The 26,362-nt window shown below is 40.3% G+C and carries 26 protein-coding genes and 1 CRISPR repeat array; of the genes, 22 read left to right on the plus strand and 4 right to left on the minus strand.

What is annotated here, in order from left to right:
* The first annotated feature begins 55 nt into the window (after positions 1–55).
* A complete protein-coding gene (locus ACE1CA_RS05020; protein ID WP_413277366.1) occupies positions 56–1,246 on the plus strand; it encodes a sensor histidine kinase in 1,191 nt (396 codons plus the stop codon).
* Positions 1,247–1,299: 53 nt separating this feature from the next.
* Here the strand turns inward: ACE1CA_RS05020 and ACE1CA_RS05025 are convergent, their stop codons facing one another.
* Complete coding sequence (locus ACE1CA_RS05025) at positions 1,300–2,166, minus strand: helix-turn-helix transcriptional regulator (RefSeq protein ID WP_413277365.1); 867 nt, start codon at positions 2,164–2,166, stop codon at positions 1,300–1,302.
* A gap of 182 nt (positions 2,167–2,348) precedes the next feature.
* Here ACE1CA_RS05025 and ACE1CA_RS05030 point away from each other — a divergent pair, with 182 nt between their 5' ends.
* From ACE1CA_RS05030 to ACE1CA_RS05120, 19 genes are all read left to right on the plus strand, one after another.
* Positions 2,349–2,594 (plus strand): hypothetical protein, encoded by a 246-nt coding sequence (locus ACE1CA_RS05030; protein WP_413277364.1) that lies wholly within the window; start codon positions 2,349–2,351, stop codon positions 2,592–2,594.
* Positions 2,591–2,923, plus strand: coding sequence for a type II toxin-antitoxin system VapC family toxin (locus ACE1CA_RS05035; protein WP_413277363.1), 333 nt, complete (start codon positions 2,591–2,593; stop codon positions 2,921–2,923). Before ACE1CA_RS05030 ends, ACE1CA_RS05035 begins: the two co-directional genes overlap by 4 nt.
* Positions 2,898–3,149, plus strand: a complete 252-nt coding sequence (locus ACE1CA_RS05040) for a DUF433 domain-containing protein (protein WP_413277362.1) — start codon at positions 2,898–2,900, stop codon at positions 3,147–3,149. The genes ACE1CA_RS05035 and ACE1CA_RS05040 overlap by 26 nt, the downstream gene beginning before the upstream one ends.
* 303 nt (positions 3,150–3,452) lie before the next feature.
* Complete coding sequence (locus tag ACE1CA_RS05045; RefSeq protein ID WP_413277361.1) at positions 3,453–3,659, plus strand: hypothetical protein; 207 nt, start codon at positions 3,453–3,455, stop codon at positions 3,657–3,659.
* Between the two features lie 88 nt (positions 3,660–3,747).
* The gene (locus ACE1CA_RS05050; protein WP_413277360.1) at positions 3,748–6,438 is read left to right on the plus strand and encodes a CRISPR-associated protein Csc3; all 2,691 of its coding nucleotides are present in this window, start codon (positions 3,748–3,750) and stop codon (positions 6,436–6,438) included.
* A 9-nt stretch (positions 6,439–6,447) separates the two neighbouring features.
* A complete protein-coding gene (gene cas7d / locus ACE1CA_RS05055; RefSeq protein ID WP_413277359.1) occupies positions 6,448–7,482 on the plus strand; it encodes a type I-D CRISPR-associated protein Cas7/Csc2 in 1,035 nt (344 codons plus the stop codon).
* Between the two features lie 3 nt (positions 7,483–7,485).
* A complete protein-coding gene (cas5d, locus tag ACE1CA_RS05060; RefSeq protein ID WP_413277358.1) occupies positions 7,486–8,277 on the plus strand; it encodes a type I-D CRISPR-associated protein Cas5/Csc1 in 792 nt (263 codons plus the stop codon).
* Complete coding sequence (gene cas3, locus ACE1CA_RS05065; RefSeq protein ID WP_413277357.1) at positions 8,270–10,549, plus strand: type I-D CRISPR-associated helicase Cas3'; 2,280 nt, start codon at positions 8,270–8,272, stop codon at positions 10,547–10,549. The genes cas5d and cas3 overlap by 8 nt, the downstream gene beginning before the upstream one ends.
* Before the next feature lie 54 nt (positions 10,550–10,603).
* Entirely contained in the window at positions 10,604–11,431 is an 828-nt protein-coding gene (gene cas6 / locus ACE1CA_RS05070) for a CRISPR-associated endoribonuclease Cas6 (protein ID WP_413277356.1), read from the plus strand.
* The gene (cas4, locus tag ACE1CA_RS05075) at positions 11,421–12,011 is read left to right on the plus strand and encodes a CRISPR-associated protein Cas4 (protein ID WP_413277355.1); all 591 of its coding nucleotides are present in this window, start codon (positions 11,421–11,423) and stop codon (positions 12,009–12,011) included. The genes cas6 and cas4 overlap by 11 nt, the downstream gene beginning before the upstream one ends.
* 7 nt (positions 12,012–12,018) lie before the next feature.
* On the plus strand, positions 12,019–13,023 hold the full coding sequence (cas1d, locus tag ACE1CA_RS05080) for a type I-D CRISPR-associated endonuclease Cas1d (RefSeq protein WP_413277354.1): 1,005 nt from the start codon (positions 12,019–12,021) through the stop codon (positions 13,021–13,023).
* A gap of 341 nt (positions 13,024–13,364) precedes the next feature.
* A complete protein-coding gene (gene cas2 / locus ACE1CA_RS05085) occupies positions 13,365–13,637 on the plus strand; it encodes a CRISPR-associated endonuclease Cas2 (RefSeq protein ID WP_459563596.1) in 273 nt (90 codons plus the stop codon).
* Positions 13,638–13,889: 252 nt separating this feature from the next.
* Positions 13,890–14,940: direct repeats of the CRISPR family, unit length 37 nt; unit sequence GACGGAAAAAACCTTAATCCCTTTCAGGGATTGAAAC.
* Between the two features lie 380 nt (positions 14,941–15,320).
* Complete coding sequence (locus tag ACE1CA_RS05090) at positions 15,321–16,148, plus strand: MIP/aquaporin family protein (protein WP_413277352.1); 828 nt, start codon at positions 15,321–15,323, stop codon at positions 16,146–16,148.
* A gap of 23 nt (positions 16,149–16,171) precedes the next feature.
* The gene (locus ACE1CA_RS05095) at positions 16,172–17,737 is read left to right on the plus strand and encodes a GMC oxidoreductase (RefSeq protein ID WP_413277351.1); all 1,566 of its coding nucleotides are present in this window, start codon (positions 16,172–16,174) and stop codon (positions 17,735–17,737) included.
* Positions 17,738–17,755: 18 nt separating this feature from the next.
* Complete coding sequence (locus ACE1CA_RS05100) at positions 17,756–18,238, plus strand: DM13 domain-containing protein (RefSeq protein WP_413277350.1); 483 nt, start codon at positions 17,756–17,758, stop codon at positions 18,236–18,238.
* Between the two features lie 273 nt (positions 18,239–18,511).
* Entirely contained in the window at positions 18,512–19,393 is an 882-nt protein-coding gene (locus ACE1CA_RS05105; protein WP_413277349.1) for a hypothetical protein, read from the plus strand.
* A 41-nt stretch (positions 19,394–19,434) separates the two neighbouring features.
* A complete protein-coding gene (locus ACE1CA_RS05110) occupies positions 19,435–20,520 on the plus strand; it encodes a VOC family protein (RefSeq protein WP_413277348.1) in 1,086 nt (361 codons plus the stop codon).
* A gap of 106 nt (positions 20,521–20,626) precedes the next feature.
* Positions 20,627–21,001 carry a DUF433 domain-containing protein gene (locus ACE1CA_RS05115; protein ID WP_413277347.1) on the plus strand — a complete coding sequence of 125 codons (375 nt, stop codon included), beginning with the start codon at positions 20,627–20,629 and terminating at the stop codon, positions 20,999–21,001.
* The gene (locus ACE1CA_RS05120) at positions 20,998–21,360 is read left to right on the plus strand and encodes an ACP S-malonyltransferase (protein ID WP_413277346.1); all 363 of its coding nucleotides are present in this window, start codon (positions 20,998–21,000) and stop codon (positions 21,358–21,360) included. The genes ACE1CA_RS05115 and ACE1CA_RS05120 overlap by 4 nt, the downstream gene beginning before the upstream one ends.
* Here the strand turns inward: ACE1CA_RS05120 and ACE1CA_RS05125 are convergent.
* From ACE1CA_RS05125 to ACE1CA_RS05135, 3 genes are all read right to left on the minus strand, one after another.
* The gene (locus ACE1CA_RS05125; protein WP_413277345.1) at positions 21,319–21,699 is read right to left on the minus strand and encodes a response regulator; all 381 of its coding nucleotides are present in this window, start codon (positions 21,697–21,699) and stop codon (positions 21,319–21,321) included. The genes ACE1CA_RS05120 and ACE1CA_RS05125 overlap by 42 nt on opposite strands.
* Before the next feature lie 13 nt (positions 21,700–21,712).
* The gene (locus tag ACE1CA_RS05130) at positions 21,713–24,382 is read right to left on the minus strand and encodes a PAS domain-containing protein (protein WP_413277344.1); all 2,670 of its coding nucleotides are present in this window, start codon (positions 24,380–24,382) and stop codon (positions 21,713–21,715) included.
* Positions 24,383–24,473: 91 nt separating this feature from the next.
* A complete protein-coding gene (locus ACE1CA_RS05135; RefSeq protein ID WP_413277343.1) occupies positions 24,474–25,256 on the minus strand; it encodes a sensor histidine kinase in 783 nt (260 codons plus the stop codon).
* A gap of 183 nt (positions 25,257–25,439) precedes the next feature.
* Here ACE1CA_RS05135 and ACE1CA_RS05140 point away from each other — a divergent pair, with 183 nt between their 5' ends.
* Positions 25,440–25,613 (plus strand): hypothetical protein, encoded by a 174-nt coding sequence (locus ACE1CA_RS05140; RefSeq protein ID WP_486517664.1) that lies wholly within the window; start codon positions 25,440–25,442, stop codon positions 25,611–25,613.
* A gap of 126 nt (positions 25,614–25,739) precedes the next feature.
* The gene (locus tag ACE1CA_RS05145; RefSeq protein ID WP_413277342.1) at positions 25,740–26,201 is read left to right on the plus strand and encodes a universal stress protein; all 462 of its coding nucleotides are present in this window, start codon (positions 25,740–25,742) and stop codon (positions 26,199–26,201) included.
* Positions 26,202–26,362 lie beyond the last annotated feature (161 nt).

Consider the following 26,362-nt stretch of genomic DNA (forward strand, 5'->3'; position numbering starts at 1 on the left):
TTAAAAATAATAAAATTTGTCAACGAAATTAAGGTTATTTTAAGAATAAATTGTTATGGTTAATACAGAAAGCAAACACTATTTTTCCTCTATGCAATCTATCAACAATTACTTCAAAAACAGCTTAGTCAGGCAACGACCTGTATCCATTGTGTTTTCTCTATCATTACAAATGGTAGGTATCCTAATAATTGGTCTGATTAGTGTAAACCTTTGCACGATCGCACAAATCAATCAATACATGAGTTCGGGTAATTACTTACAAGATGGAGCAATTTGGCATATAGGAATGTTTAGTTTAATGTCAACTACGATCTTTCTTATGCCGATGTTAGTTGGCGCAATTGTTTTTGTAATTTTGCGATCGCTCCGTCCCTTGCAAAAATTTACTGATGCCATTGCCGTTAATTCATTTAACCAAAATACTCAAACTAACTTTCGACTCACAGAAATGCCTGTAGAAATTCGCCCGCTCTTGAGAACTTATAATAAATTAGTATCAACAATTTCTGAAGCGGGAATTCAACAACAGAAATTTATTGCCACTCTATCCCATGAGCTTCGCACCTCACTAACTTTAATTTCTGGATATTTACAATCTATCTCACGTCGTAATATTAACCTAACCAAGAGCCAACAAGAAGCTTTAGATATAGTTACTACTGAGTCGGAACATATAATTCAGATTTTACAGGACTCTCTAGAACTTGCCCGTGTCAAAAACTGCTGTTTGCCGCTTAATTTTGAATGTTTGATTTTAAATGATGTTGTTAATGATGCTGTCAAAATGACCAAAAAATTTCAACATCGAATCATTCAAGTAGCAGCTAATTCGGAAAAGATTATGCTAGAAGCCGATCGCGATCGGCTATTGCAAGTTCTCATCCATTTAATTGAGTATACAATTCAACGCAGCGAAAGTCATCAGCCAATTACTCTTAACTTGGAACAAAAAGATGATTTAGTAATCGTTCGAGTTAACAACACACCTGATAGTACAATACAAGAAAATAACGGCGGGCTTGGGATTTCTCAAATATCTCATCAGCCGATAAAATTATATGATGCTCATTCCCAAGAAAATCTAGATTTAAAACTAGAAATTATTGATACATTAATCAGACGCATGGGTGGAAATGTTTTTATCCAATCTCATTCGAGTCAAAGAAGTGACTTCTGGATCAGATTTCCGACTCAATATTGGAGTTTAGACTATCGTACCAAGAATGCAATGTCTAAACAGTGAAGTTCATAGGAAATAATATTATTTGTGATTGAGTCGTACTATTACTCGTTTCTCTAATCTGCAATCTCCATATTGTAAGATTGGCAGAGTTGGCGTATTTCTTGCTTGACTCGCTCCCTAACACCATCTGGAGCTATAACCTGGCAGTCTTTGCCGTATCGCAAGACTTCTCGCACCAACCAGAAGGGGTTAACTACTCGCCGCACCACTTGTCGAATGTCTCCCAAAACCACATTCTCTTCGTCTTCGGGTTTGGGTTCATAGGCATTGGCTAGTCCTCTGTAAAAATGTAAGTACACTTTGAGGGAGTCTAATTCTCCTTTCCAGACACCGGGAAAGGGTTCGATATGTAAGATGCGATCGAAACGTAAGCAGCGATTGTGCCAAATTTCCCGTAGATCGGGGGTATCGCGTTCGGCTTCTTCTGTTTCTTCGCACCAAATTTGTAAGTAGAAGCGTTTTTCATAGAAGCGAACTTCTGCATAGCGGACGGTGTATTCCAACTCCTGACTTTGAGCGTTACGGTATTTCAGATGGAAACACTGTCGATCGGCAATGAGTTGGTCAATGCGATCGCGCCAAGCTTGAATGGATTGATTTAACTGCTGTAGTAAGGCTTGACGTAGGGGCGCTTCTGAGTCGCCTTGATTCAGCAAAAGTGTATTTACAGTTCGAGCTTCTTCAACGTGACCCGCATCAATCAAAGCTTTTGCCGCTTGTTGTAAGGCTTCCACCTGCTTTTGGTCGAGGGTGAAAGACTTTCGACCGACTTGGACTTGCTGCTGGGCAATAGCAGCTACCAACCCCGATGGGCTGGGACTTTTGCCCCAAAAGATTCCTAGACGGCGTGCGATCGACTCTAGTTGCTCTTTGGTTCCTGGGGGGACGGATAGGGTTAGGGTGTCTTTTTTTCTGGGCATTCTAAAAATAATCTAAAATGTACTTGTATTTTAGTTTTGGTTGTGCCATACTCAATTTACAAATAGATTTTACACATTAAATACAAAGTATGAGTGTAAAGCTCAGAAAATTCCAAGAGTCGTGACAGGGGATAAGCTGAAGACAATGAAAGGCTTTTTTGTAGTGCGATCGGGAGGTTGAAATGCAGAGTATCAAATTACGTTCCCACGTTGGTTCAGATGGAATTTTACAGTTGCAAGTCCCCATTGGTCATGCTGACAAGGACATAGAAGTAATTGTAATTTACCAAGCTGTCGAGGCTGATTCAGCGAAAACACCAGAAGAACTAGGATGGCTACCGGGTTTTTTTGAACACACAGCTGGATCGATTCCTGATTTAGAACGTCCTCCCCAAGAAGAACTCCAGCAAAGAGAGGCATTGGAATGATTTACTTGCTGGATACCAATATTTGTATCCATCATCTTAAGTTTCCCAACTCAATAGTTACTCGCAGGCTGAGAACACTTCGTCCTACCGATGTGGCTGTGTCTGCTGTGACTAAAGCTGAACTTTTCTTTGGTGCAATGCGGAGCAACAATCCCACACAAGCTTTGAGAAGTCAGCAAGAATTTTGGTCACAGTTTGTGTCTCTAGGGTTTGGCGATCGAAGATTGGGAAACCGAACAATAAAGCATAAGAATAAGAATAACTGGATTCTTTTGGATGAATTATTCCAAATTCGGAGAAAAAATGACCAAGGAAAATTTGCTGCATAGAATTTCTATCGACCCAAATATATGTTTTGGTAAACCTTGCATTCGCGGACATCGAATTTGGGTGTCTTTAATTCTGGATTACTTAGCTGGTGGAATGGCGATCGAGGAAATTTTGGAAGCTTACCCAGACATAGAAAGAGACGATGTTTTAGCTTGTATTGCTTATGCTTCTGAAGTGACAAAGGATTCTTATGTTGACATTTCGAGCAAAAAAGCCAGAGTTTAGCTCTGGCTTAAGATCCCTGATAGGTATTTTTTTGCGTAGAAGCGAGCGATGTTATTCATTTGATCGCCGTATTATTTCAATTCCTAAGAGGCATTTATTAGCTGTGTACCTGACATTATATGGGCATTTGTCTAATCTTTCAAAAAAATTCACTTCAATTGACGTATTTTATCGCTGTATTAACCCTTATTTGGACTATACTTAAAAGCGAACTAGACAAAAGCCTAGTCCGCCTATGTAACTCGCAACTATATAGGTTAGCGCATGGCTTGTCTAGTTGTACATATATTGGAGAAATGAGCCATGAACGATAACCTTCCAGATCGGATGCTTCAACTCATGTCTGATGGTGCTTGGCATTCCACAGAAGAACTGGTGGAAAAAATTAGCCACCGATTCTCTGCAACGAAGCACGTTCTCAGTAAACGTGGTTACAAATTTGAGAAACGTCGTATTGAAGGTCAGCGACATGAGTATCGATTGGTAGTTGAGTCGAGAGCGATCGCTTAACTGTAAAACAATTTATCGAAATGTGGGGGGTGCTATTTACCCTTTCCACATTGATCAATATGAGCAAATTTGAAATGAGGCATAAGCTATGTCAAATCAGCGTAGGCTTTTGAATCGTCAACCGAAAACTTTAGATGAACGTTACTTTAACGATATACGCCCGACTGTTTATGAGAGACACGCAAAGCATTATCAATTTGGTGTGAGAACAGGAAGAACTCTGGCAGAACATTTAGATTCCGCTTGTCAATTTATTCTGACAGTTACTCATATTGCAGGAGTTCCTGAAAATCAGCGACCTATTATATTAGCTGCAACTGCTGTTCATGACCTAAATAAATTAGATTCATCAAAGCGGAATGTTAAAACTTTAGCTAGAGATCGGGAATTTTTACAACAACAGTTAGAATTAGCTTGTGTTGCTCAATTTGTTTCAACAGATGAAGATTTTGAATTAGTTAGAAAGCTGATAGAAAGGCACTCTGGTCATAATGTCAGCGATGGTGCAAGATTTTTACCAGAAGACCCTGCAATTGAAAGATATGCCGCAATGGTAACTGCTGCGGATTTATTTGATTTAGGTATTCCAGAGTCAGAAAGATTTGCTAAAGTTCAAAAGGAATTAACTGTTGCTTTCGATCGCCCTTGTAACCTTTACAGACTAAGAGTATCTGAAGACAGAGGTTATATCACAGCATTGTTACTGAGTGCGGCTGAGGAGATTTTAACTAAATACGGCTTTCATCCTTTAGCTATTTTTTCAGATGGGGAATTATTTGAGGTAGAAGTATTACCAAACAAGGATTTAACTCAAGAGATTGCGGCTACATGGCAGAAAAAAATTAATGCAGTTTTTGGCGGCAATATTGAACAGCTTGTACGTCCTACTAAAGATGGGATTAAAATTGATCCACAAGCAATTCAACAAAATTTAGAAGAAACATTAGTTTGTGTTCAAGCACTTTTAGCTAAAAAACAGGCTGGTTTTAAGTTTGATAAAGTTAATCAAGATGTCAATAAATGGGGTAATACGGCAGGTGAAGATGCTGTAAATGCAGCAACAATTTTAGGTTTGTTGCCAGTAAGTAAAGCAGAAGAGTTTGCCATATCAGAAGGTTTAAAAACTGCTTATTTAAGCTATGGTAAAGCTGGATTAAAACCTCAAGAAGCTTGGAATCGTATTGCTAATCATATTGGTTTGTCTCAGGAACAAGGAAACGCCCTAGAGCCATTTAATGCTCAGTATGGAAGATGTTTATTTGCAGCTAAAGCAGCTTCAAACGGAATGGAAGGTGTTAAAGCTGCTTTGCGAGAATCTTTTCAGATGCGACAAGGAGAACAATCTGAAGATTCAGAAGAAATAGAAGTTTCTGAAGAAATGATGAGAGAAGTTGCTCGTTTGCTCAAACTACCTAATACAGGAACTTGGCAAGGAATTAACGATCTTGATACTTATATTAATGCTAATCCTAAACAACGTTGCTCTTTAGGAACAACATCTACTCATGTGGAAGAATTAATTTCTAATAATATGCCACCAGGAACAAAAGTACAATCTTTTTCTAATCGTTTACCTGGAGGAATGAGTGCGGAACCTAAAAGACGTGCTGATTCAATAGTATCTTTGGCTTATCAATTGATGGCTGTTGGGGCAAACTTTCCTGCTGTTAGTAAGCAAGATCCACTTTATTTAGATTTTGCTTTACCTGAAGGTGCTTGTCCAGAATTACTAAGAATCTGGAAAAAATTTCTTCGAGATATTGCTGATATTAATGCTGAAGGAGCAGTTACAGTTGATGAATTGAAGCTTTATCGAGATAACATTTTAGAATTTAAACCTAATAAAGTTGTGGGCTTTGCTTTACCTAAACGTTCTGATTTTATTCACTCAACTGTGATTATTCCCGTAGTATGGGGAGATGCTAATGCTTCTGTAGCTTTATTAAAATCATTGCATCTTGCTTTAGAAGTTTCTTTATCATTGGAATTTGGTTTTCCTTTTACTATTAGTGGCAATTTAGAAGTAGAAGCTTGGAGTGGTAGTTTTGGAAAAGTTGAAGGAATACCATCTACATTGCAACCACTTTTAGGAAATGGCAAATATAACCGTCAAGAAGCAGAAGAAATTCTTAAAAGATTGCGCTGTATAGCTAAATTGGCGGTATCTGTTGCTAGTCTACAAAATAAAGATGATTGTCTTTACGATTTAGCCCGTGCTGCTAAACGTCCACTTGTTTTTTATTACGTTTTACTCCGTTGGATTTTACGCGAACAAGATGAACCAAATTTAGAGTATAGCTGGAGTCGGATTTGTGAACCATTAAACGATTTATTGGAGAGTCTTATGCCTGATGATGAAAAATTAACTAAGTACCTCAAAGAAGCTGCTCAAATTGCAGCAGAGGCAAAACTTTGGGGTAGTTCTTTTAAGCGCACTGCTCAAGCAGAACCTTTTACAGCTTTGATCGCAGCTGTTCGCAATCGTAAACCTCATTTACCTTGGGATGTTGTGTTTGCTGCTCTGATTCAGGATTATCATACTCGTCTCGATCGCATCCGCGAACATGGTGTGGGAGCAACTAAATACGAACAAATCAAGAAATATTATGAGGTTTTGAGACAGCTATTTGCTGAGGTTTATCAAGACCGTCCTGAGAGGTTTTTAGATGACAAAAAAACTCTAGAAGCTGCTTACTTATTTTTTCTTCAAGAAGCACGTCAGCAAGTAAAAAATAAAGCTGAATATCAATCTGTTGAAACAACCACATCTGCAATTTAGGAGAATTTTATGTCTATTGAAAAATTAACACCATTCCTAGCTCCAAGTTACGAAAATTTCCCCAAAGGACGCACTATTGGTTTAGTGGTTTTACGCACAACTCATTCGGAAACAATCTTTCGTACAGAAGGTTCTGGTGAACCGATGTGTAGTGAATTTGTGCAAGCGGGAGTAGAGGATAAAAATATAATTTCTCGCCTAGTAATGACGAAACGCAAACAGGTTGCACCGGAACGTCGGCGGGGTCGGGAATTTTTGCGATCGCATAATCTTCTCTACACAAGTCCTAAAGGTGATTCTCTCTGTGCTTTAAACACTAATGCACCTTGCGAAATGTGTATAGATTGTTTCCTTTATGGTTTTGCTGCGGGTGGTGAAGGCGCACAAAAAAGTCGTGTTTGGACAGAAGATGCTTTTAGCGTTTTAGCTGCTAATGATGCAATCGGCGATCGCACGATTAACGCTATCTTTGAAAATGGTACAATGCGCGATGAAAATGGCAAAGCATCAACCGCACTTAATACCAGCGAATACATTAAACCTGGCGTTCATTTCCTCGATATTGTCACTCTCAAAGATGTAACTGCTGATGAATTGCGTTATGTAATTGGTAACATTTTGCTCACAACTCGTTATGGTGCAGTTTCTAGTCGAGTTGGACGCATGGAAAATGAGATTTTAGGTATTTTTGGTGGGATTGCTGAACTACCCAGTTCTTTAGAACTTGTGCAAGCAGTACACGATCTATTGAAAGCTTCAGGAAAAGCTTTAGAACATCCTTTAGAAACTAGCGAACTAATTAAGGCAACCAAGCAATTTATTTCAACTTGGACAAATAAACGAGGAATATCTATGCAGCTTTCTGAGGATGAATTATCAAATTTGATTGCAGATGTCGATCGCCATTTGTCATTAACTGAACAAGAAAACTTTCTCAAGCGGTTGGATAAATCTTATGAACCTCTCCGCCGTGTTCCTACTGAAGAAAAGCCAAAGAGAGGTAGTAAGAAAAAAGAAACTGTTGCAACTGAATCGGAGAGTTAATTTATGCAACAGCTAGAATTACCTCTGAGTTTTCCCGATCAAACTGATAAACCAGCTTTTCAGAAAGCGCGATTAATTGAATTATGGTGTGCAGAACCAATTTTCTTTGCTTCTAGGGAGTTATCCGACACTTATTACACAGAAGGGGCGATTGGAAATTATGCGCTGGCGTATGCTTTTGGGTGGGCGCGATCGCCTTATCGTCTCACAGGTGAAGCAACAGGAAAACCTACATACATTCAAGATTTAACTCCTTTGGATTGTTATGTTTTACCAGCTTGGTCTGTAGATAACAAAGTGTCATTTCGGTTTGAAAGATTTAATGCTTTGTCTGATTCTTACTGGTTTGCAATGACGAATAACAGAGTTGCAACGGCGCGAGAAGATTTACCGCTAAAGCGCACAGGTAAAAAACCAAATACTTACAGACCTAGCAACTTTCCCCAAACTGGACGTTTACGGATGATTGAACGAGGAAATTATTTCCAAACTTTAGTATTTGGGGAATATGAATTACCAGAATACATCCGTCTAGGTAAGTTTATGAGCAAAGTACGGGTGACTATTCTTAATAGCTTAAGTTTAGTTTCTTTACCCGTATGTGAATATGAAAGCAAAGCTTTTTTCAGTATTGCTGACTTACCAACAGATATCGATTTACTCGCCTTTGATTTAATTTCTATTCCACCTGTATCTTTATTAAAAAATCTGCGCTTTCGAGGTGCAGCTTGGCAGGTTGGAGATTTTGTAGTTCCCGCCAATTTACAATTTTGCGGTAAAAGAAGTAATGAATAATGACAAACTCTCCATTCAATTAGAACCAAAAAGTATTGCTGCTTGCTCTGTTTTACCATCCGAATTAGCATTTATGGCTAATGCTTTACAGCATCAAGTTGATGTATTTGAGAAATCCCGCAACCATAACATAATTCTCGATTTAGCACCAACAGGGACAGGTAAAACCAACGCAGGTTTAAGCATTCTCTTGCATCAACCTAACAAAAGTGCAGTTTATATTGCTCCAACTAATGCTTTGATTACTCAACAAGCAGAAGCAGCAGAAAAGTTTGTCCGCAATGCTGGTTTACCTCATGTTGTTAAAGCTGCATCAGCAAAACAAATTAAAACTTGGTCTAATGATAAAGTTGGGAAACGTTCAGGAGAAAAACTGTACAACGTCTTACGGAATCCCGCTACAATTTTCCCTGAAATTGGCGCTAATAAACCAATCTTGCTAATTACAAATCCTGATATCTTTTACTATGCAACTTTCTTTGCTTACAACAATTTAGATCGGGGTAATATTGCTGCTGCATTTTACACCAAGTTTGCTACTGTAATTTTTGATGAGTTTCATCTGTATGATGCTAAACAACTAGTAGGATTACTGTTTTATTTAGCCCTTTCTCATGTTTTTGGCTTTTTTAAAGATGGGAGGCGAGTAGTTTTATTAACAGCAACTCCCGAACCAGCTTGTGAGGCTGCACTAAAAACTTTAGAAGAGAAAGGTGTCAGAATAGCCAAAATAGATGGTGAAAGTGATAACTCTAACTTGTTACCGTCTCAAACTGCTGTCAATTTGGAAATTAGACCACAACTTGATAGAGACGAGTGGTTAACTGAAATAGCAAATGAAGTTGCCAAACGATTGAGAGAACAAGCAGATCAAAATGGTGCTGTTATTCTTGATTCTAAAGATCACATCAATCGTTTGGCAGATTTATTAAAAATTAAAGGTTTAGAAAATAAGTTTGGGCGAATTACAGGTTCTACGCCACAAGCAGATCGAAAAATAGCAGCACAAAAACAAATAATTCTGGCTACAAGCACAGTCGATGTAGGATTTAACTTTGAACGACATCCTGCACCAACTAGACAAAATTTAGATTGGTTGATTTTTTCCACACGCGATCGCTTCTCATTTTGGCAGAGAATAGGTAGAGTTGGGCGCATTTTAGGTAAAACTGAAACGGATATTCCTTCGGAAGCAATATCTTATTTACCTGCTGTTGCTTGGGAACAAGGGATAACTTCCCTTGACTGTTCAGGAGGAAGGACAGAACTTAAACAAATGCTTGATAATCTTCCTTGTCTTGAACGTCCATTCTTGGAGATTTACTGGCGTTCAGAAGCATTCTTAGAAATTGCTCGTCCTCTCTTAGAATTAGAAGAAAGCCTTGATAACTTATCTCAAATCAAATTTATTTCTGAGCTATTTGAAACCCTCAAGTTAACTTTAGGTGGTAAAAAAGACTGGAATCACTATCGTTACCGCATGAAGGTTTTAAAAGGAGCAGAAAATATTGCTAATGCTTCTTTAAAAGAAATAAAAACCAAATGGATGTATATCAAATGCGGACAAGCCTTTGTCAAAAAGTTTCTAGAAGTTAAATATCCTGCTGAATGGGCAGATATAGATGCAGGAGTGACAAAAATAGAAGAGTTTGAGAACGTTTTTAAAGAAGATGATGAAGCCGCCAAAGAATTGAAAGACTTTGCTGAAGTTTGGAAGGCTAGTTACGCACCTTTATTCCAATTTAGAGAAGGTCTTTTTGAAAGCTTGCCAATTCTCGATCCCAAAGGTTTATTACTTGATGAATCAGATCAGACAGTTTTAGACCCAATTCACCTATTACGTTATTATGAGTTTGCTGAAAATGGGGAATTTATCGAAGTAATGAGCCGTGCAGAAGCAATCTATGAGTTAAGTTTTCGGTTGCGTTATCTTGATAGTGCTGAGGAATTTAAAAATAAAGAAATCAACAAACTAACAGCTTTTGAAAATTGCCGAATTGAGCGAACTTTAGGAAGTGCGATCGCTCCTACTCCTCTACTAAAAGAGTTAGAGAAGAACTTGCTACCTGGAGTCATTATTTCTACAGAAGCAAATCAATGGGTAATTATTAGGCTTAGAAAGCAAGGAATTGCATCTTATCCTATTTCAGTTTCATGTAACGACTTTGAAAAAAAATATACATTTTTTCCTGGTTTATCAGGAATCCTTGCTATAGCTATGTATGAGATAAAACTTAAGCTTCCTGACGATGAAAATTTTTATGTAATTTAACAAACAGAACTACTTATAAAATCTGTAAATCACTCTCTAACTAACTAAAATTCTATGCCTCATAGCCTCATTCTTACCCTAATTCCTCAGTCTCCGATTCCACCGGGATACCTCAAAGGAAAACATCTTCATGCTTTATTTTTGAACTTGGTAAGTTCGGTCGATCGCACTCTAGGCACCCATCTCCACGACCAAAAAAGTGACAAAGCTTTTACCCTTAGTCCCCTACAAATTGGTCGCCCTAACTCTCATGATTTTACCTTACAACATGAACATAAATCGGCAATTCGATCGGGAACTCCTTGTTGGTGGCGCATTGCTTTGTTGAATGATTCTTTATTTGGCAATCTCACCCAACTTTGGTTAAATCTTAATCCTGAACAACCTTGGCATTTAGGCCCTGCTAATTTACAAATTACCAGCATTTTGGGTACTCCTCATACTGATTTTCCTTGGGCAAATTATGCTACTTATGCGGAAATTTATGCCCAAGCTTCGGAGGAGGAACGGCAAATTAACTTGGCTTTTTGTACGCCGACTGCGTTTCGTCAAATGCAGTTTGATACGGCTTTACCTACTAGGGATTTAGTGTTTAATAGTTTACTGCGAAAGTGGAATCAGTATAGCGGAATTGAGTTTTCGGAAGATTTAATTGAGCCGATTTTTCCCAGTTTTTTTGATATTCACACTGAGGTTGTTAGCGATGCGCGAAGCAAATTTATCGGGTGTGTGGGAGTGATGAATTTTCGGATTTTAGGAGAAGTTGAACCTGTGAAAATTAAACAAATTAATGCTTTGGCTGACTTTGCTATTTATAGCGGAGTTGGACGGAAAACACCGATGGGAATGGGTATGGTGAGGAGGATTAATCATGCAAAATGATTATATTCCGATCGCATCCCTAAATCAATACAGTTATTGTCCCCATCGTTGCTGGCGAATGTTTTGTGCGGGGGAGTTTATTGATAATCAATACACCATTGAAGGGACTAGTTTACACGAACGAGTTCACACTTTGGGGGACGGACAAAGAGAGGAAATTTGGCAAGTTCGGGCGATTTGGTTAAAGTCAGAAAAGCATGGGTTAATTGGCAAGTCTGACTTAGTGGAAGAAAGTCAAGGTTGTTGGTATCCAGTTGAATATAAAAGAGGACACAAAGGCGAATTTGATAATGATGAATTACAAGTCGCTGCACAAGCTTTGTGTTTAGAAGATATGACGGGGAAAACTGTGAGTAAGGGCTATGTTTATTATGCTCAATCTCACCAAAGACAAGAGGTAAAAATTACTTCCCAATTGCGGGAAGAAGCGATCGCCACTATCCAGTCAGTCACTACGCTTTTAGAAACGGGAAAAATGCCTTTACCAATTTATTCTAAGCGTTGTCAAGGATGCAGTTTTTACTCGCAATGTTTACCCCAAGTCGGGACAAAAATTAATCGCTATCAGGAGGCAAATTAACACAAAAATGGGAACAATTTATATCACGCAAGAGGAAAGTTTTATCGGCAAAACTGACGAACGTTTGCAGGTAAAAGCCGAAAAAAAGACCTTGTTGGATGTACCTTTAATTAAGGTGGATGGTGTGGTGGTGTTGGGGCGATCGACAATTTCTCCAGCAGCGTTAATGGAATTGTTGGAAAGACAAATTCCCTTAAGTTTTCTCACCGTAAATGGTAAGTATTTGGGACGTTTGGAACCGCAGTTAACCAAGAATATTTTTGTGCGATCGGCACAATGGAATGTTATGCAAGAACCAGCAAAAGTTACTCATGTTGTCCGAGGTTTTGTGCGCGGAAAATTGAAGAATTATCGTAATAGTTTCCTTCGCGCTCAAAGAGAGAATGAAACTTTGAATTTGCAGGATGCAATTACGAAATTAGAACAGGTAATTGCACCGATCGACAAAACCGAAAGTATTGATTCTTTAAGAGGTTTAGAAGGTGCGGGAAGTGCGGCTTATTTTGGCAGTTTTGATAAGTTAATTCGCGCCGAAGGTTTTAGTTTTGAATCTCGTCGCCGTCGTCCACCAACCGATCCAATTAATGCTTTGTTGAGTTTTGGTTATGCTTTGTTAGCTCATGACATTCAAAGTGCAGTTAATATTGTGGGATTCGATCCTTATTTGGGATATCTGCATACCGAACGTTATGGACGACCTTCTTTAGCGTTGGATTTGATGGAAGAATTTCGACCTTTAGTGGTGGATGCTGTGGTTTTATCGGCGGTGAATAAGCGATCGCTCTTACCCGCTGATTTTACTACAGAACCGCTGAGTAATGCCGTGCGTCTTTCCGATGAAGGACTGCGAACTTTCTTAAAATTGTACGAACAAAAGAAACAATCAAAATTCAAACATCCGGTATTACAAAGACAATGCACTTATCAAGAAGCTTTTGAAATTCAAGCACGACTTTTGGCGAAATATCTGATGGGTGAAACACAACTTTATCCACCGTTGGTTCTTAAATAATGGAGGTTTATACCAAATCTGGGTCAGCTACCCGATTGGCGTATGATTGGGCGATTGAAATCGCTACTACACAAACAAAGTCCGCCTACGCGGACTAAAGAATAGCGGGGGTATTTAAACCGGATTTGGTATTAGATACTGTAGGGGCGAAGCATTTGGGCGACAATTTCTGAACTCAGATCTTGCACCAGGGGAGGTAGAACCTCCCAAATCCTCGTTCCCAGGTTCAACCTGGGAACGAAAAATGGAGGCTCTGCCTCTTGGTGCAAGTCTGAGTGAAACTCAACCAAAATATAACAATCCGAATGCTTCGCCCCTACACTAAATTAATGGGGTTTTTTATGCACGTTGTTGTTGCTTACGATATTTCGGATGATAATCGACGGACGAAGATTCACAGCATTCTTAAATCTTATGGTCAGTGGATGCAGTTTAGTCTATTTGAATGCAATTTGACCGAGACTCAATATGCTAAATTACGATCGCGCCTGAAAAAAAAGATTAAGCCCGACCAAGATAGCATTCTCTTCTACTTCCTCTGTGCTTGCTGTCACGGTAAAATCGAAAGAATTGGCGGCGAACAAGTCCGCGATGAAACCATTTTCTTTGCTTAAATGCGCGGATGGGTGGGTGTTGGTTTTTGTTCTGGTAATCAAGGCGGCTCAAATGCTCTCTCTGCAAGGTCTTGACCTATATCTTACCCATTTTCCGATCCGCGCAATTCTCGAAAACCTTTGTCTAATTGGGTTTTCGACTAAGTTTACAATTCTTAATTTCTCAAGTTCCAGGTTTGGATGTTATAATTTTTTTGATTCGCGATATAGCACCTTGAAAACTTTATATATTCTGCTTTTCGGGTTTCCGCTGACGGAAAAAACCTTAATCCCTTTCAGGGATTGAAACAACTAATCAACAACTTGACTCCCTGAACAACACAGCAGACGGAAAAAACCTTAATCCCTTTCAGGGATTGAAACTGGAGTGTAACCATATTCGCATTCGCTTTCATGGTAGACGGAAAAAACCTTAATCCCTTTCAGGGATTGAAACGGGTAGAGCTACAGCTTACAAGCTAAAGAATGACCGACGGAAAAAACCTTAATCCCTTTCAGGGATTGAAACATCAATGCTATCTACATCTGCAAATGGCAGCCAAGACGGAAAAAACCTTAATCCCTTTCAGGGATTGAAACGATACGCTTACCTCAATGCAGTCAGTGATAGTCTCGACGGAAAAAACCTTAATCCCTTTCAGGGATTGAAACAATTTGTTTAGGGCTATCGATTTTGACAATCACCAGACGGAAAAAACCTTAATCCCTTTCAGGGATTGAAACTTGCAAGATTTAATCGCATGGCGATCGCATCTGATGACGGAAAAAACCTTAATCCCTTTCAGGGATTGAAACGTAAAATTTATGTAACGCGATACTAAAATCCTCACCGACGGAAAAAACCTTAATCCCTTTCAGGGATTGAAACGTAAAATTTATGTAACGCGATACTAAAATCCTCACGACGGAAAAAACCTTAATCCCTTTCAGGGATTGAAACACGCCGGAATTCTGCTACGTGACCGCCACAGACTAGGGACGGAAAAAACCTTAATCCCTTTCAGGGATTGAAACTGAGCTTTTGGTGAGCATGGGTGTGGGCATTGAGAGACGGAAAAAACCTTAATCCCTTTCAGGGATTGAAACAAACTCTAAATCTAAATGCGCGAATTCTCTTTCAAGACGGAAAAAACCTTAATCCCTTTCAGGGATTGAAACATTTACAACGATAACTGGAACTGGACACCAAACAAGACGGAAAAAACCTTAATCCCTTTCAGGGATTGAAACATTCAAAATTATTAGCTTCTGCTAAAGGTACAGTAGGACGGAAAAAACCTTAATCCCTTTCAGGGATTGAAACGAACTTGATATCACCATAAATTAAAGTTATACCAATTCTCTGTAAAATTGCGTTTATCATTGCCCCCTCCCTGTGGACGGAGAGGGGTTTGAGGTGGGCTTAATTAAGCGCATCTTCATAAAGAATTGGTATTAGCTGAAAAATTTTTGAGAATCTTCTAACTAACTTCTCAGCTTTTTTAATGTAAATACTTCAAAAAGTCTCACTTTTTACCAAATTACGTCAGCCATAATCATCTCAGTATCTAAGAATAAAAGCTCAAAGTTCTACTCTGAATTTGAGGTAATAGCTCAAAATAGAATTGTTTCATTCAAAATAAAAAATCTGGAAATCCTTTCATCCTTAAATCCTGGTCGAATTTTTGAGATTTAACTTTCATTATGGACACCTTACGTCGCCACTACCCTGAATATCTAATGGAAGCTGCGGGTTTGGGTATCTTTTTAATTAGTGCCTCTTTAGTGACGGCGCTGCTAGAGTATCCCACATCACCACTTCGGCAAGCAATCACCGATCCACTGGTGCGACGTTTCTCCATCGGTGTAGCAATGGGACTGACAGCGATCGCAATTGTCTACTCACCTTGGGGTAAACAATCAGGCGCACACCTCAATCCAGCATTTACTTTAACCTTCTTCCGCCTGGGAAAAGTAAAGTCGTGGGATGCGTTTTTTTACATCCTGGCACACTTTATCGGCGGGTTAATGGGCTTAATTGTAGCAATCTGGATATTAAGAGATGCGATCGCAAATCCCACAGTTAACTATATAGTGACAATCCCCGGCGCAAACGGCGAGACAGTCGCATTCTTCGCCGAACTGATCATTTCCTTTGGCATGATGTTGATGGTGCTGTTCGTATCTAATAACCGGAAATTAAACAAATATACTGGACTAATTGCCGGAAGTTTAATTGCCATCTACATTACAGTAGAAGCTCCCTTATCAGGAATGAGCATGAATCCAGCCCGTAGTCTAGCATCTGCAATTCCGGCTCAAGTGGCAACAGGATTATGGATTTACTTTACAGCACCGCTGTTAGGAATGTTATTTGCCGCAGAACTGTATGTCCGGCTGATGGGCACAAAAGCAGTCAAATGTGCCAAACTCCATCATGACAACAATTATCGTTGCATCTTTCGTTGCAATTATCGTCGATCGGCAGCTGATGGGCGATGGGATTTAAGCGATAAGTTACCTAGTTCTTAGAACCCAAATATTGGAGCAACAAAATGTCTACAAATAACCATTATGATGTCATTGTAATTGGAACAGGTGCAGGTGGCGGCACTTTGATACATCGCCTTGCTCAGACTGGCAAACAAATTTTAGTATTAGAGCGAGGGCCATTTCTACCCAGAGAAAAAGATAATTGGAATACAAAGGTAGTTTTTAATAGCGATCGCTATCACAATCAAGAAATTTGGTATGACAAAGACGGTAACGAACTGCACCCCGGCATGAGTTACTTCGTTGGTGGTAATACCAAACTCTACGGTGCCGCATTGTTTCGCCTTCGAGAAAAGGACTTTGAGAAATATTCCCACAGAGATGGCATTTCCCCAGAATGGCCCTTAAAGTACCAAGACTTTGAACGATATTACATCCAAGCAGAAAAACTCTACCAAGTACATGGTCAAAGTGGAGAAGACCCCACCGAACCATTCCGTAGCGAAGAGTATCCCTACCCTGCTGTCACCCACGAACCCCGACTTCAAGAAATTCATGAAGCATTACAAGCACAAGGGTTACATCCTTACCATACCCCTGTAGGCATCCGATTAAATGAAGCCGAACGTTACTTGAGTGAATGTATTCGTTGCAATACCTGCGATGGTTTTCCCTGTTTGGTTCAAGCTAAATCAGATGCAGAAGTCACAGGCATTCGTCCGGTAATGCGTCAAAATAACGTCACGCTACTTACAGAAGCAAAAGTTTTGCTTCTGCACACCAGTCCTTCTGGGAAGGAAGTAACAGAGGTAGAGGTTGAGGTGCAAGGGGAAATTCGCACATTTTCTGGGGATATTGTAGCGATCGCCTGTGGCGCAATCAATTCCTCTGTTCTCCTCCTCAAATCAGCTAACGACAAACATCCCGACGGATTAGCCAATAGTTCCGGTTTGGTTGGGCGTAACTTTATGAAGCACGTATTGGGTTCTATCATTGGCGTATCAAAAAAACCCAACCCCACTGCTTTTCAGAAAACCATGTCGATTAACGATTTTTACTGGGGTGAAGAAGGTTATGATTACCCGTTGGGACAAATTCAAACTTTAGGAAAAGTCAGCAAAGAAGCTTTGGAAGGAAATGCTGAAGCTTACGCACCCTTGACTCCCGAACAAGTAGCCACTCATTCTATTGATTGGTGGTTAACAGTGGAAGATTTACCCGACCCCAACAATCGAGTTAGAGTTGATGGTGACAAAATTATTCTTGAATATACCGAGAATAATAGCGAATCTTACGATCGCTTACAAACCCGTTGGATTGAAATTCTCAAAGCGATCGAATGCGGTCAAGAAATTTTACCCAACTGTTCTTATTTCGTAAAAGGTGGCAAAACCTATTTTACAGGCAAACTTCCTCTAGATGGTGTCGGACACCAAGTTGGCACCTGTCGCTTTGGTGAAGACCCAAAAACTTCAGTATTAGACCTCAATTGTCGCACCCACGATCTTGACAACCTTTACATTGTAGATGGTAGTTTCTTCTGTTCCAGTGGAGCAGTAAATCCCACACTCACCATTATTGCCAATGCCTTGCGCGTAGCAGATCATCTTATCCAACGAATCAAATAGTTTCAGGAGATTATCATCATGAAATCGAAATATTTACTAATCGCAAGTATCGCAACTTTGTTCGCTGTCGGTTATAGCATACAGGAATCAGTCAAACAGTCTTTAGCAAGTCCTATTTCTGAAGAATCACTTATAGCTGCAAACCCTAATTCTGTAAAGACTGGCTCTTTTGTTTCTGGGGAACATTCTACTTCTGGAACAGTCCGCATTATTACCAAAAATGGCAAATCATCCTTAGAGTTAGACCAATCATTTAAAACCTCAAATATGGGGCCAGATTTAGTAGTAATCTTGCATCGTTCTAATAATGTAATTGCCTCTACTAAACCCCCTTCTTATCCACTTAAAGAAGGAGACTATGTGCTTATAGCTCCCTTAAAAAAATTTAGCGGTTCTCAAAGTTACAGTATTCCTAATAACGTTAATCTAGCAGATTACAAATCAGCAGTAATCTGGTGTCGTAAATTTAATGCAACCTTTGGCGCAGCTACTTTGAAATAGTAGAGGCAATCTTTGGGGATGGGGGTCAGGTGTTAAGCTGTTCCCCATTTAAATTGGATTGTTTGGAAACAGAAGAAAATTCGTCTAATTCTCTCCCCTGCCCCCCTGCCCCCCTGCCCCCCTGCAATCTTAATAAGTGATTTAAATGCGTGACAGCTTAGGTGATAGGGAAGAAGAAGTTTCCCTATCACCTAACACCCAACACCCAACACCTAACCCCTTCTTTGCCCCTACTGGGAAACTTCAAAAATCTTCTAACTGAGGCAATTTACAATGAATAATTCATGGCAAACCGTTGGCAATTTCCAACCCGAAAAACTGACAGAAAGTAGACTACAACTCCATTATGCAGTTCAGTTCATCGCTGTTACGGGTGCTGCCCTTGCAGAACCATTACCAGACTATAGTCACACTAGTTTGGCATGGAATCCTGCCTTAAAAATGTTTACTGGAGTATTGATTCCAGCGGAAAAACCGTTTCGGGTGGCAGTCGATCCGATCGCCCTAACGCTGATAGTTCTAGACCAACAAAATAATACAATCGCTGCCTTTCCTCTACAGGGAAAAACAATGGGAGAAGCACTAAATTGGCTGAAGGAGCAAATTTCCAAATTAGGTGCTAATCCAGATAAAATTGCTCTTCCTTCCTATCCTCAAGAAGATTTTCCCGACCATCCTGTTGCTCATGGTGCTGCTTTTGATGCAACCGAACAATCAGCACTGCAAGAACTAACTAATTACTATGGTAATACTAATCAAATTTTACAAGAATTAATTGCCGCCAATGGAGAAACTTTTCCGATCTATACTTGGCCTCATCACTTTGATATGGCAGCATTAATCTTACTTCCTGGTACTAAGAATGGCGAACAAATGAGTATCGGCATTGGTTTGTCACCTGGAGACACCAACTACGAAGAACCTTACTGGTATGTAACTCCTTATCCTTTCTCGGAAACAGAAAATCTGCCCAATTTAGACGGCGATGGTTTCTGGCACACTCAGCATTGGGTAGGAGCAGTTTTGCGAGCTTCTCAATTAGCAATTCCTACAAAAATTGACGCTGATGCAGAAATAGCCCAAAATCAAAAGCAACAAGTGGAAACTTTTTTGAATTCGGCTTTTAAGCTATCGAAAACATTACTACTGAGCTAATAATTCATCAATAATTAATCCAGTGAATTTGTGAGTTTTTAATGAGATTAAACAAAAAAATAGCTAGAGTAATTCTGTCGGTTAGCATCTTTGTTGCCGTCATATTTCTTCATAACCAAGTTTACTCTCAAGCTCTGCATCGAGATGATAATCGCTTAACGACGATCGCACAAACCCAAACTACTCAAACATCTGTTAAAGCAGTAGAATCTGTGGGCATGACAGTTTCAGATATCGATAAATCTGTAGAATTTTATTCTCAAGTTTTATCTTTCAACAAAGTTTCAGATATTGAAGTATTGGGTACTGAATATGAAAAATTGCAAGGATTATTTGGTGTCCGAATGCGTGTAGTGCGAATGCAGTTGGGTAATGAGTTTATTGAACTGACGGAATATCTCACGCCAAAGGGAAGACCAATACCCATTGATTCGCGGAGTAACGATCGCTGGTTCCAGCATATCGCGATCGTAGTCAGCGACATGGATAAAGCTTACCAGCATCTCCGCAAGTACAAAATACAACACACCTCCACTGCTCCCCAACGTCTCCCTGATTGGAACATTGCCGCTGCTGGAATTCGTGCCTTTTATTTCAAAGATCCAGACGGTCATAATTTAGAAATTATTTACTTCCCTCCCGGAAAAGGCGATCCCAAATGGCAGCACTCAACTAATCAATTATTTCAAGGCATCGACCATACAGCGATCGTAGTTTCTAATACAGCGGCAAGTTTGAAGTTCTACCGTGATTTATTGGGTTTGAAGTTAGCGGGAGAAAGCATGAATTATGGGAGCGAGCAAGAGTATCTTAATCATGTAAAAGGGGCAAGATTACATATTAGCGGTTTGCGATCGGCAGCTGGTCCTGGGATCGAGTTTCTCGAATACCTAGCACCGCGAGATGGGCGTACCTTACCCGCTGATACTAAACCCAATGATTTAATACATTGGGAAACTACACTGATTGTGTCCGATACACAAGCAATAGCATCACTATTACGGATGAATCAATCTACCTTTGTCTCTCCCAGCATTGTGACAATTCCCCAACAAACATTAGGATTCAAAAAAGGCTTTTTGGTCAGAGATCCTGACGGTCACGTTATGCGGTTAGTAGAACAATAATTTCTCAAAGTTCTTATCCCAATTCTCTATGAAGATGTGCTTAATGAACCCCATAACGGAGGCGGTTCTCTGAAGTAGAATAAAATAGCATTCAAAAGCTATGGCTATGACTTCAGTATCTAATGAGCGACCACCGATTATTCGTACAGAGCGTGGATTAACGATCGCAGGTACACGCATCACTCTCTACGATGTGATGGACTACGTGACGGCGCAATATCCGCCCAAGTTTATTCAGGGATTATTTGATCTTACTGAGGAGCAAATTAATGCTGCCCTGACTTATATTGAAGCTCATTATACAGAGGTAGAAGCTGAGTACCAGCAAGTTCTCCAAGAAGCTGAAGAACTCCAACAATACTACGAGGAGCAAAATCGTGACCGAGTTGCGCGAAGTGCAGCAAAACCACCCAAGCCTGGAACTGAAGCTGCTTGGGAAAAGCTTCGAGCGGCTAAGGCAAAGCGTGAGTCTAAAGTATGATTTTTTTGATCGATCAAAATCTCAAAGGTCATGCTTTGGTTTTCTTTGGTGCGATCGCATCGCAAGGTTGGTTGGATATTGTCCCGATTCAGTTTGTCACATTTGACGATATAAATTTATCGACTGATAGCGATGACAGGGTAGTTTGGCGACTTGCTCAAGAAAATCAGATGATTTTGCTGACTGCTAATCGCAGCATGAAAGGGAAGGATTCACTGGAACAGGTCATGCGTGAAGAAAACACTTCAGAGTCGTTACCTGTCATTACGGTCAGCAATGCTGATCGGCTTCTGCACCCGACCGCCGATCGTTTACAATTAATCATTCCAGTTGAGAATAAGTCGAATTTGATTGACTAAATCAGGTGCTTTGAAAGGTTTAGTAATAACTCCAGCGATCGCTAATTGAGCAAACCTTTGCCGATCGCTTGCTTGTGCTTTTGCAGTCAGTAAAATAATCGGAATAGACTTAATCGCAGGAATTGCTTGCATTTGATGAAAAGCAGTGATACCATCTATTTCCGGCATCATCACATCCAGTAAAATGGCATCTGGTTGTTCAGCTTCCGCAAGAGCAATCCCTGTGTGACAGGAATCTGCAACTATTGCCTCCCAGGAAGCAATTACTCGAAATGCAACTGGGATTACTTGACGAATCCCTGGTTCATCATCAATTAATAGGATACGTTTCTTTGCCATCGCGTCCGCCCCCTCAAATCGGTAAAGTGAAATAAAAACTGCTGCCTTTGGCTAAAATGCTTTCTGCCCAAATTTTTCCTCCATGCTGCACAATGATAGTCCGGCAAATCGCTAATCCTAATCCAGTTCCGCCTTTCTCACGGGAGTCAGAGGTATCTACTTGCTGAAATCGCTCAAAAATCTTTTCTAACCGATCGCTAGGAATGCCACGCCCCCGATCCTTAACCATAAACTGCAAGAACGAAGAAGGGGTTAGGTGTTGGGGGGTGGGGGTTGGGGAAGAGGAAGAGGAAGGGGTTGGGGGTTGGGGGGTAGGTGTTGGGGAGAAAGACTCTTCCCTATCCCCTAACACCTGACCCCCATCCCCTAAAGAATCCCTAGCCCCTAACCCCTGACCCCTATCCCCTAAAGATACATTTTGCACAGACTCAGAACATCTTTCTACATGAATTTGAATAGTTGAATCCACTGGAGAAAAGCGAATTGCATTACTGAGTAGATTGGTAAGAACTTGGATCAGGCGATCGGGGTCAGCCTGAACTGGACAAGGTACTACAGACACCTCAAATTTGATATTTGATTTATTTGCCAAATTTTTCATTTGGTCGATCGCACTTTGAATCAGATCGGCGGGATAACAAAGCTGTTTTTCAATGCAAATCTTACCAGAGTCAAGCCGTTCTAAATCGAGAATATCATTTACCAAACGCACTAGGCGATCGACTCCTTCTGTGGCAACGTGAATCATTCCTTGTCCGTCTTCCGATGTTGGATCGACCAATTGTTGATCGAGCAAACTTAAAGCAACCTGCATAGAGGTGAGGGGAGTTCGCAGTTCATGACTAACAATAGAAATAAATTCATGTTTGAGACGTTCTAATTTACGCTGTTCGGTAATATCCATTACCGTTCCTACCCAACCTGTTACTTGTCCTCGCGAGTCAAAAGTTGGCTCGCCCCGAATTTCAATATCTCGTATTTCGCCATCCTGTCGCACGATCCGCAAATCTGCTTCACAAGGTTTTCCAGCTAATAGAGGAGCTTTCACTAGTTGTCGATCGATCCATAAATCATCAGGATGAATCAAGCAATCCATCTGTTCACCCACTGGCGGAGGTTTACTCGGATCGAGTTGATGAATGCGGTACAATTCCTCTGACCAAGTGCAAGTTTGGCTGGCAATGTCATACTCCCAACTACCGATATGGGCAATTTTTTGTGCTCTGGCTAAATTTGCTTCGCTTTGGCGCAGTTGCGCTTCTACTCGTTTGCGATCGGTCACATCCAACACCGTACCAAATAACCAAATCAACTCCCCTCGTTCATTAAAAATCCCAGGTTCTGCTCTAGCTTCGACATAGCGAACTTCTCCATCTGGACGGATAATTCGCAAATCAAATTCATAAGGTTCACCCCTTACTGATGCGTTGTGCATTGCTTGCTGAATTTCTAAATCATCTGGATGAATGTATTTACTCATCTTGTCCAGATCGGGCACGGAACTGTTGGGATCGAGTCCGTGAATGCGATAAATTTCTTCAGACCAGGAAACTTTCCTTCCTTCTTCCCATTGCCAGCTGCCCACATGAGCAATTCTTTGGGCTTCTCGCAGGGCAAATTCACTTTTACGTAATGCCTGTTCTACTCGTTTGCGATCGGTGACATCCAACACCGTGCCATACAAATGCAACAATTCTCCCTGTTCGTTGAAAACTCCCGGTTCTCCTCGCGCTTCAATGTAGCGAATTTCTCCATCGGGGCGAATGATGCGTAGATCGACTTCAAAGGAGTATCCAGCTAAGGCTCGATCGGTTAACTGCTGATAGTGAGCAAAGTCCTCTGGATGGATGTAAGGTTCCAGTTCTTTTTTTTGAGGTGGAGGTTGATTAGGGTCGCATCCATGAATCCGATACATCTCTTCAGACCAGATGACAGTTTTTTGTACGCAATCCCAATGCCAACTTCCCACATGAGCAATTCGTTGTGCAGTACGCAGATTAAATTCATTTTGGCGCAATGCTTCGATCGCTTGTTTATACTCTGTGATTTCCAGCACCATGCCCCCGATCGCCATCAAATCACCTGTTGGGCTGAAAATGGGAAAATAGGAGGCTAACCAATGGCGTAAAACTCCCAGCTGACTGGGTACATAACCTGATACTTCCAAATTTGCGCTTGATTGCTTTCTTTCAATTAAAGCCTGGAATAAAGGAGTTAAGGTCGGAGCAAGTTCTGGTAACAAAGTGGGTAACAATTTACCTAAGTGGAATTCAATAGAATATCCGTTGATATCTGCTAGGGTTTGATTAATGTGAAGGAACTGCAACTTTGTGTCAACAATGAATAATCCCACATGAGACTTTGTTGCGCCACTAAAAAATCCAGTGAATAATTGCTCTGATTGAATGAGTTCTTGCTGTTGTTGGTACTTCCTTAAATTGTATTGCCAGATCTCGTTCCCGATTTCTTTTGCCTGTAGGGTCAAATTTCCCTTCTTCCTCGTCTTTAAAAGCGGAGTTTTGACAGCCACAGTTGAGGAGCGATCGACTTTCGCATTATGCAAAGGGAGCCAACTAACAGGTAAATCACAGGTTGAAGAGTTCCCTTTGAGAAGCTCCACCTCGGCTCGTAGTGCCTGCAATTCTCGTATTAGTTCCTCTTTTGTTTTATTGCGATCGTCCACTCTGGCTCTCCTGTTTGCACTCCCTATCTATCTTATGGCATAAAACTTAAGAGGTAATTAACTTCTATCTTAGGGTAGATGCCAAAACCCGCTATTTTTTAATAGGTAGGGCCACATAAAAAGTACTGCCATCTCCTAATGTACTTTCAGCCCAAATTTTGCCTTGGTGCTGTTGAATGATGCGATCGCAGATTGCCAGTTCTAATCCCAATCCTCCATAATGACGAGTATCTGAAGAGTCAACTTGCTGAAAGGGTTCAAAGATTTGCTTTAAGGCAGTTTCAGGAATTCCCGCACCTTGGTCTTTAACAGTAATCAGCACGTAGGGTAAAGTAAAGGGCAATTCATGAGTCGCCCGTATAGCGGAATCTAAAGTTTGCACCACTGTTGCAGTTAACCAAACTTGGCGATCGGACCCAGAGAACTTAATCGCATTACGGAGAAGATAGGATAAAGCCCGACTCAAATAATAATTATCTACATTTAAAGGAATAGATTTAGGAATATCTAGATAAATTTGAACTCGTTGCTGAATTGCCAGAGGTTGTAATTTATCCACAACACACTTAATTAGGATTGCCCCATCTATGGGCTGCTTAAACATAATATCTGTTTTATGAGTAATTTCATACCAATCTAAGATGTTTTCAATAATTTGGGTTAAGCGATCGGTATTATCAGTAGCTAAGGTTAAGAGTGCTTGTACTTCCGATGATTGCTCCTCCTGTTGATACATTTGTAATAGGTCGAGCGCCGCTTGTAGAGAAGTGATCGGAGTACGCAATTCATGACTAAGTACGGAGAATAGTCGCTCGATCTCATCTCCAGAAGGATTTATCATCTTTTGCCCATTTTGATAATCATAAGTTTTCATTGACAACCTAATATAATGCTTACTTAAATTTTATGCCGAAAAAGTGTAAACAAAGTGAAAAAAATACTTACAATTACCCAGAAAACAAAGTTTCACCACTTTGTCACTTTTTGGTCGTACCATGAATTAATTTGAAGTGGAAATCAGAGGCAGATGATTTCGCTAATTGCAGGAGCTAAACTAGTGACTAATCAAAGAAAAATTATTCTATCCCTGGCAGCTTTACTTATTGCCTTTTTAGGTGTTACTCTATTTGTTGACATTGGTGTAGTCAAATGGTTTAACTGCTCCAGCCCCTTTGCTCCGTCCCAAGATAAAGCATCTGACGTTTGCAAAGAACTAAAAAATGCTCCCTAAAGACTCGTTGAATATCCCGATCGTGTTAGTCTGTATTTAACACTTATGAAAGTGATAAAATTTTCGATTTCGCTATTGAAGCAGCTCGTAGTTAAAGCATAGAAAGCTCTTTTTATTTTGGAGGTTATGATGAAAATTTTGGTTGCTATTGATGAATCTGAAACCAGCCACAAAGCTCTGGAGCAAGCACTCCGTTTGATTAATCATCAAGACAGTATTTTCCTAATTTTAGGAGTTGAAGAACCTGTAATTATTCCCTCTATGTCTCCTTTACCTGGTGTTTTTGGAGAAGCTCCATCAACTGTTTGGCAAGAGGAAACAGAGGCAGTACAATTGGAAGAAAAACAAACTAAATCAGCTATCCAATGGGCGGAAAATATTTGCCATGAAAAAGGCGTTCAGTTTATATCTAGGTTAGAATATGGTGAACCCAAAAACATCATTTGTGATATTGCTCAACAGGAAAATTGCGATTTAATTGTCATTGGTTCTCATGGATATGGAGCGATCGAGCGAGTGCTTTTAGGAAGCGTCACCGATCATGTTGTACATCATGCTCATTGCGCTGTTTTGGTAGTACGCGAGTGACAATTTTACGCTTCGCAAAAGAACATACTAAAAACTAAAAGTAGTCCGAATTGCGCTCGGCTTTGCCAACACGGGTTTAAGCTTCAGAAACTTGTCACTCAGACAAACAGGCGCAGACACGACAGTTCGCATTTTAGGTCAGGATATTGCAGTGTTACTTG

Source organism: Floridaenema evergladense BLCC-F167 (assembly GCF_041929205.2).
Classification (GTDB): Bacteria; Cyanobacteriota; Cyanobacteriia; order Cyanobacteriales; family Aerosakkonemataceae; genus Floridanema; species Floridanema evergladense.

What these genes read in the sequence shown, in the direction of transcription:
- ACE1CA_RS05020 (WP_413277366.1), top strand. Translation starts at nt 56, where the DNA reads ATGGTTAATACAGAAAGCAAACACTATTTTTCCTCTATGCAATCTATC.
- ACE1CA_RS05025 (WP_413277365.1), bottom strand. Translation starts at nt 2,166, where the DNA reads ATGCCCAGAAAAAAAGACACCCTAACCCTATCCGTCCCCCCAGGAACC.
- ACE1CA_RS05030 (WP_413277364.1), top strand. Translation starts at nt 2,349, where the DNA reads ATGCAGAGTATCAAATTACGTTCCCACGTTGGTTCAGATGGAATTTTA.
- ACE1CA_RS05035 (WP_413277363.1), top strand. Translation starts at nt 2,591, where the DNA reads ATGATTTACTTGCTGGATACCAATATTTGTATCCATCATCTTAAGTTT.
- ACE1CA_RS05040 (WP_413277362.1), top strand. Translation starts at nt 2,898, where the DNA reads ATGACCAAGGAAAATTTGCTGCATAGAATTTCTATCGACCCAAATATA.
- ACE1CA_RS05045 (WP_413277361.1), top strand. Translation starts at nt 3,453, where the DNA reads ATGAACGATAACCTTCCAGATCGGATGCTTCAACTCATGTCTGATGGT.
- ACE1CA_RS05050 (WP_413277360.1), top strand. Translation starts at nt 3,748, where the DNA reads ATGTCAAATCAGCGTAGGCTTTTGAATCGTCAACCGAAAACTTTAGAT.
- cas7d (WP_413277359.1), top strand. Translation starts at nt 6,448, where the DNA reads ATGTCTATTGAAAAATTAACACCATTCCTAGCTCCAAGTTACGAAAAT.
- cas5d (WP_413277358.1), top strand. Translation starts at nt 7,486, where the DNA reads ATGCAACAGCTAGAATTACCTCTGAGTTTTCCCGATCAAACTGATAAA.
- cas3 (WP_413277357.1), top strand. Translation starts at nt 8,270, where the DNA reads ATGAATAATGACAAACTCTCCATTCAATTAGAACCAAAAAGTATTGCT.
- cas6 (WP_413277356.1), top strand. Translation starts at nt 10,604, where the DNA reads ATGCCTCATAGCCTCATTCTTACCCTAATTCCTCAGTCTCCGATTCCA.
- cas4 (WP_413277355.1), top strand. Translation starts at nt 11,421, where the DNA reads ATGCAAAATGATTATATTCCGATCGCATCCCTAAATCAATACAGTTAT.
- cas1d (WP_413277354.1), top strand. Translation starts at nt 12,019, where the DNA reads ATGGGAACAATTTATATCACGCAAGAGGAAAGTTTTATCGGCAAAACT.
- cas2 (WP_459563596.1), top strand. Translation starts at nt 13,365, where the DNA reads ATGCACGTTGTTGTTGCTTACGATATTTCGGATGATAATCGACGGACG.
- ACE1CA_RS05090 (WP_413277352.1), top strand. Translation starts at nt 15,321, where the DNA reads ATGGACACCTTACGTCGCCACTACCCTGAATATCTAATGGAAGCTGCG.
- ACE1CA_RS05095 (WP_413277351.1), top strand. Translation starts at nt 16,172, where the DNA reads ATGTCTACAAATAACCATTATGATGTCATTGTAATTGGAACAGGTGCA.
- ACE1CA_RS05100 (WP_413277350.1), top strand. Translation starts at nt 17,756, where the DNA reads ATGAAATCGAAATATTTACTAATCGCAAGTATCGCAACTTTGTTCGCT.
- ACE1CA_RS05105 (WP_413277349.1), top strand. Translation starts at nt 18,512, where the DNA reads ATGAATAATTCATGGCAAACCGTTGGCAATTTCCAACCCGAAAAACTG.
- ACE1CA_RS05110 (WP_413277348.1), top strand. Translation starts at nt 19,435, where the DNA reads ATGAGATTAAACAAAAAAATAGCTAGAGTAATTCTGTCGGTTAGCATC.
- ACE1CA_RS05115 (WP_413277347.1), top strand. Translation starts at nt 20,627, where the DNA reads ATGACTTCAGTATCTAATGAGCGACCACCGATTATTCGTACAGAGCGT.
- ACE1CA_RS05120 (WP_413277346.1), top strand. Translation starts at nt 20,998, where the DNA reads ATGATTTTTTTGATCGATCAAAATCTCAAAGGTCATGCTTTGGTTTTC.
- ACE1CA_RS05125 (WP_413277345.1), bottom strand. Translation starts at nt 21,699, where the DNA reads ATGGCAAAGAAACGTATCCTATTAATTGATGATGAACCAGGGATTCGT.
- ACE1CA_RS05135 (WP_413277343.1), bottom strand. Translation starts at nt 25,256, where the DNA reads ATGAAAACTTATGATTATCAAAATGGGCAAAAGATGATAAATCCTTCT.
- ACE1CA_RS05145 (WP_413277342.1), top strand. Translation starts at nt 25,740, where the DNA reads ATGATGAAAATTTTGGTTGCTATTGATGAATCTGAAACCAGCCACAAA.